Source organism: Litorivivens sp. (assembly GCF_041625495.1).
Taxonomy (GTDB): domain Bacteria; phylum Pseudomonadota; class Gammaproteobacteria; order Pseudomonadales; family Spongiibacteraceae; genus Litorivivens.
Genome location: NZ_JBFJTH010000202.1, coordinates 1 through 5,870 on the forward strand (window position 1 = coordinate 1; position 5,870 = coordinate 5,870).

The following is a 5,870-nucleotide window of genomic DNA, read 5'->3' on the forward strand; positions in this document are numbered from 1 at the left end:
CACTAGTCGATTTGACTAGTTGCACAATGCGTTCTTTCAATAATGGGTTCTCCGATGCGGAAAATTCGGCGTCAACCGGTACATACCAAAGATTTGACTGAGCAAAGCCTTGGCATTTAACCGCATCTTTTTCGGTCATCACGACCGGTAGCGGCTCTTTAAACTTAAAATCCTGGGCGGTAAACGCATGGTGATCGGAAAAGCGGTGCTGCACAGGCCGCATCCCAAGCTCGACGAGGGTGGTAAAAAAACGTTTGGGGTTGCCTATACCGGCAACCGCGTGAACATGCACCGGAAAATCGTCAGCCCCGCGCTTTTCACCAGTCACGAGATTGACCAACTTACCAGGTTCCAAGCGCATAACATGACCACTGCGCCCCCACTGCTCAGTGGTTTCACCATTGACCACCAAAAGGTCAGCTGTGGCCAGTCGACTGGGAGGCTCACGCAGCGGACCAACGGGCAAGCAATGGCCATTACCCATACCGCGCATGCCATCGACCACAATAATTTCTACATCCCGCTGTAAGGCGTAATGCTGCAAGCCGTCGTCACTGACCACAATATCACAGCCAAAATCACTCTCTATGCGAGCCAACGCCGCGACGCGATCCGGCCCAACGACCACCGGGCACTGTGCAGTGCGCGCTATCAGCAGGGGTTCATCACCCACTTCCCTGGCCGATGAAGTGTCAGTGATCGCACAGGGATATTCCGGCGCCTCGCCACCATAGCCCCGCGAGATAACGCCCGGCTTGTAGCCCTGCGATTGAAGCCAGCGTACAACCGCGATCACCAGGGGTGTTTTGCCTGTTCCACCAACGCTGATATTGCCCACCACGATGACCGGCGTCAGCTGGGGTATGGATTTTTTAATCAACCAGCGTTTGCGCAGCGCTGAAAGAAGGCGATACAGCAACTCCAGCGGCCACAGTAACAGCAGGCCAACGGCGCGTTTGCGATACCAGGCACGTTCAATGCGGGCGGCCAGATTCATTACTCAGACTTGGGTTCTCGTGTTGTCAGACTCAGCGCCGTGAAGCCCAGTTGACCCGCAGCATCCATGGCGGTAATCACTGACTGGTGCGGCGCTTTCGCATCAGCTGTTATGACCACCGGTGTATCGGAGGGCTCTCCGGCGATGTCGCTGATTGCGGCCATCAAGCCTTTCAGCGTTGGTGTGGTTACCGACAGGTCGTTAACCATGTACTGCCCCTGTGCATCCACCACGATTTCCAGTACCGCCACTTCCTGTGGAGCGGGATCACCGCTGGCTTCAGGCAACTCCAGCGTCAACCGACTCTCTTTGGTAAAGGTTGTGGACACCATAAAGAAAATCAGCAACAGAAAAACCACATCAATCAGTGGAGTCAGGTTGACCGAGACTTCCTCCAGTTTTTGACGCTTGAAATTCACGACTTGCTGCCCTTTGAGGCCACCAGATGCATGTGGTTGACCAGCTTGATGGTTTCCTGTTCCAGTTCCACCACAATACTGTCAATCCGGCGCACATAGTAGCGGTGCATCATCAGTGCCGGGATCGCCACACTCAGCCCAGAGGCTGTGGTTATCAGCGCCTCGGAGATACCTCCCGCCAGAACACTGGCGTTACCCGTGCCCTGCAGCATGATTTCGGAAAACACCCGAATCATACCGATCACGGTACCGAGCAAACCCAATAACGGGGTAATCGCGGCGATCGTGCCCAGCGCGTTGAGATACTTCTCAAGGCGATGAATTACATGAGAGGCGGCATCTTCAATGCTTTCTTTCATCACCTCCCGACCGTGCCGGGCGTTGGCCAGCCCCGCTGCGAGAATCTCGCCCAGTGCTGAGGACTGCCGCAAACGACGCAGCTTTTCCGCGTCCATCTGATTGTTTTTCAACCAGTCGGATACCTGAGGAAAAGTGTTGGGCGGTGCGATTTTTTTCGGGTTAAGCTCGATCCAGCGCTCTATGCAGATTGCCAGCGCTGCAGCAGAACACAATAGAATGGGCAGCATCAGCCAGCCGCCAGCTTTTACCATCTCGAACACGGTACAACCTCTTATTCTGGTTTGATCGCATTATACGTACTCTGAGCCTTGAAGCGACAGGCGAAAGCCGGCTATTGCCAGTAAAAGCGGTGCCCGTCACGCCAGGCTGACACCTTCTCCACGCCTCGCTCCCCAATAAGCATACTAACCCGCCCTGCCTCGGCAGTGGTCAGTTGCGTACTGCCGGCCATCTGATAGCGTCGCTGCACTGCAGGCGCCGGGTGTCCGAAATGGTGTTTGTAGCCAGCAGAAAACACCACCCATGCCGGGCGCAACTGCGTAACGAAAGCCACTGACGATGAGGTTTTACTACCGTGGTGCGGCGCTACCAATACGCTGATATCACTGGGCATGGTAGGCAACAGCATGCTCTCTACCTTTGCCTCGATATCGCCCGGCACGACCGCAATGCCCTCACCACTGCGCACCAGCAAAACACAGGATTGATTATTAGAATCATTGTTTGCCAAAACCGCCTTAGATTGCGGGTGCAGGAACTGAAAATCGACGCCATCCCAGCGCCACCTCTGCCCTGCTAAGCAGGGACGACTTTCCGGCAGCGACTCACCCGCATACAGGACCGCACCGGGATAAGCCGCACGCACAATGGAATAGGCCCCGGCATGATCATTGTCGTTGTGGCTGACCACCAGTACATCCACTTTCCGTACCTGTTCAGCACGCAACACCGGTAACACCGCAACCTCGGCCAGATTGAAATCTGGTCCGAAGGCTGGCCCGACATCGTATACCAACACGTGATTTCGAGTTTTTATTAGCACCGACAGTCCCTGCCCGACATCCAGTACCTGCAGTTCAAACTGACCTGCGGCCAGGGCCGGATTTTCCACAGGCTCTAGCCAACGCGCCGCGAGCGGCACACACAGTAGCAAAGCCAGATAACGCGCTGGCACCGCGCGAGGTAACAACAGCAGCATAACCAGCAAGACGATAACCAGTAGCGACAATGCATCCGGCCGATAGTTCACAGCAACAAAATCGAGGCGGCCGACCACGGCGGTAAGCGCATTCATAAACAGCGCAAGCAGTGCGTCCGCAAGGCTCCACAGCCACTGGGCGAACGAAGCAGAGACTAGCTCAAAACACAGTGCCAACAGAATCAACGGGACAATCACCGCACTGAACAGCGGCACAGCAATCAGGTTAACCGGAAAGCTTAGCGGCGAAAAAAAGTCGAAGAACACCAGCCCCAGCGGCATCAACCCAATCAACAGCATCCACTGGGCGCGCACGATTGAGCGCCAGCGGTGCTCACGCTCGAAAACCAGCAGTAAAATAGACACCGCGATAAACGACAACCAAAACCCTGGCGTCAGGCTCGCCATAGGTTGCACCATCAACACCACCAGCAGCGCACAGGCCCAGCACGTCCAGCGCCCCACTTTCCGAGTCAGCAATACCGAACCCACCATTATCAGGCACATCAACCACGCGCGCTGAGTGGGTATACTGAACCCGGCAAGCCACGCGTAAAGCAAACCGGTGAATAACGCCAGCAATGCTGGCAGCGGCGTGCTGCCGGACAACCAGCGTGACAAGGCCAACGTAAGTAGGCGTCCGAGGAAAAAGCCAAGCCCAGCCGCAATACCAATATGCAACCCGGAAATCGCCATTAAATGGGAAAGCCCGGTTTGCCGAAATAACGTCCACTGCTGATCGGTAATCCCCTGCCGTTCACCGACCGCCAATGCCATCAATATTGCGCCCTGGGCTCGCGGCTGCAGTTGCTCCCGTAAATACCGCACCACGTCGTCGCGCACCGACACCTGCTGGCCCAACAGGGTTGCCTGCCTGACATAACCGGACGCATGGATACCTCGACTGACCAGCCAGCGCGCATAGTCAAAACCACCGGGGTTGGCAAAGCTACGGGGACGCTTCAGGCGAACCGTCATCCGCCAGCGCTGGCCAGCCTCCACCAACTGCGAAGAGCGGTAGCTTAAACGCAGTTGCCGGGCCTCACAGCAGGTCAACGACTGCCACTGCTCAACTCGAACGGTAAATCGCCAGCGGCCGCCATGATGCGGCGAATAGCTTGGCTCACCCACCACAACCCCAACCAGTTGAAGATCACTACCTTCATAGGCCGCTGGCAAAATCCGGGTTTCGAGTGCCAGCCCACTGACCGTACCGTAGATCAACCCGACACTGACCCAAACCACAGCAATAGCCTGACGCCGAGCGCCAGTCCGGAACAGCACAAGGGAAACCGTCAGCGCAACCAGCAACAGTGATAGAGGAAGAAGTTTCGGGAACCACGCGACCGCGGCAATGCCGCCCGCGCAGGCAATCATCCGTGATGCCATAGCCATCCATGGTGGTTATAGGGTTTCTAAATAGGCATAATAACGCCCGTCGTGCCGGGAATATCCCCGCCAGCGAACCTAACGCAATCAGCGCATCAGCATTATGCCCCGCAAAATTTTTCAACGATACATGCCACATCCCGACAAGGTGCGTCATCACCCGTCCGTAAAGTGGCTGGGGCCCATGATTCACGAACCGAACTTGTGGCACCTGAATAGACGATCTGTGTCGCTGGCGTTTTTTATTGGCGTGTTTACCGCCTTTGTGCCGCTGCCCGGGCAGATGGTGATTGCAGCGTTGGCAGCGATCGTAATACGCGCCAACCTGCCGCTAGCTGTAAGCCTGGTCTGGATAACCAATCCGGTCACCATGCCTGCCTTCTTTTATCTCGCCTACAAACTCGGCACTGTGCTACTGGATATCAAACCCAGCCCCTTCAGTTTCGAGCTGAGCTGGCACTGGGTGCAATTTGAGCTGGTCTATAAATGGAAACCCTTAGTGGTCGGCTGCACGATCATGGGTATGTTTTTTGGGCTGCTGAGCGCCGCAACCATTCACACCCTTTGGCGCATCCACACCATCCGGCGCTGGCGCAAGCGCAAACGCGACCGGGCAAACCGCAAATAACGGTTATCGGTAGCTGAGCACTTCGGCTGGTTGCACTCTCGACGCGCGCCAGGCCGGGTACAGCGTCGCCAACAGGCAAATAGCGTAGGACACGCCACACACCAGCCACCAGTCTGCCCAGCGCAGGTCCGACGGCAAATAGCTGATGGGATACACGTCGCTATGCAAAAACTGCATACCCAACGCAGCTTCCAGTGCCGCCACCATTTCGGTAATCCAACTGGCTGCCAGCGCGCCCAAAGCCCCACCGATGGCGACGCCGATCAGTCCTATTACCGCACCGTAAAGCAAAAAGGTTTTGATGATCTGGGATGGTGCGGCGCCCTGACTGCGCAGTATCGCAATATCCCCTTCTTTTTCGTGAACCACCATGACGAGCGTGGACACAATATTGAATACGGCTACGGCCACCACGGCCAGCAACATGATCACTACAAGGTTACGCGACATCTGAATGGCGTGATAAAGATTGCCGAGCTTGCTGCTCCAATCTGAAAACCGATAGTGGAAACCCAGGGTATTGCGCAACTCCCAGGCTATTGCCCGTGCTGCGAACACATCATGCACGGTAATACGTAATCCGATAGACTCCGCGGGTGCCAGGCTACGGGCCGCGTAAAGATCGAGCAGCACCAGCCGCTGATCGATTTCAGTACCCGAATTGAGGAGCTGTGTTACTTCAACCCGCTGGAAACGTACGTTTTGCGAGCTTTCAGGGCTTGCCGGAAGCACCACATTTACTTTATCTCCAACGTCTACACCGAGATTATCTGCCAGCGCGCGCCCCAGAATAATCGCGGGATACTCGCCGCCCGCTTTTAACGCGTCCAGATCAACAAAGCGCGCCAGACCGGAAGCGCCCTTTTCCATCTCGGCGTC

Annotated in this window: 6 protein-coding genes; 1 reads left to right on the forward strand and 5 read right to left on the reverse strand. The window is 56.1% G+C overall.

The window, feature by feature from the left end:
- From lpxK to ABYP39_RS16775, 4 genes are all read right to left on the reverse strand, one after another.
- Positions 1–997: tetraacyldisaccharide 4'-kinase (gene lpxK / locus ABYP39_RS16760; RefSeq protein ID WP_372783713.1), on the reverse strand; the 997-nt coding region annotated here is incomplete at its 3' end.
- Complete coding sequence (locus ABYP39_RS16765; RefSeq protein ID WP_372749813.1) at positions 997–1,416, reverse strand: ExbD/TolR family protein; 420 nt, start codon at positions 1,414–1,416, stop codon at positions 997–999. The genes ABYP39_RS16765 and lpxK, both read right to left, overlap by 1 nt.
- Positions 1,413–2,036 carry a MotA/TolQ/ExbB proton channel family protein gene (locus ABYP39_RS16770; RefSeq protein WP_372749814.1) on the reverse strand — a complete coding sequence of 208 codons (624 nt, stop codon included), beginning with the start codon at positions 2,034–2,036 and terminating at the stop codon, positions 1,413–1,415. Before ABYP39_RS16770 ends, ABYP39_RS16765 begins: the two co-directional genes overlap by 4 nt.
- Before the next feature lie 71 nt (positions 2,037–2,107).
- Positions 2,108–4,363, reverse strand: coding sequence for a DNA internalization-related competence protein ComEC/Rec2 (locus ABYP39_RS16775; protein WP_372783715.1), 2,256 nt, complete (start codon positions 4,361–4,363; stop codon positions 2,108–2,110).
- A 130-nt stretch (positions 4,364–4,493) separates the two neighbouring features.
- Here ABYP39_RS16775 and ABYP39_RS16780 point away from each other — a divergent pair, with 130 nt between their 5' ends.
- The gene (locus tag ABYP39_RS16780) at positions 4,494–4,991 is read left to right on the forward strand and encodes a DUF2062 domain-containing protein (protein ID WP_372783719.1); all 498 of its coding nucleotides are present in this window, start codon (positions 4,494–4,496) and stop codon (positions 4,989–4,991) included.
- A gap of 3 nt (positions 4,992–4,994) precedes the next feature.
- Here the strand turns inward: ABYP39_RS16780 and ABYP39_RS16785 are convergent.
- A partial coding sequence (locus ABYP39_RS16785) for an FtsX-like permease family protein (RefSeq protein ID WP_372783717.1) occupies positions 4,995–5,870 on the reverse strand: 876 nt, incomplete at its 5' end.

Bases quoted from the DNA above. Each gene is read 5' to 3' on its own strand.
- ABYP39_RS16780 (WP_372783719.1), top strand. From the start codon at position 4,494: ATGCCACATCCCGACAAGGTGCGTCATCACCCGTCCGTAAAGTGGCTG.
- ABYP39_RS16775 (WP_372783715.1), bottom strand. From the start codon at position 4,363: ATGGCATCACGGATGATTGCCTGCGCGGGCGGCATTGCCGCGGTCGCG.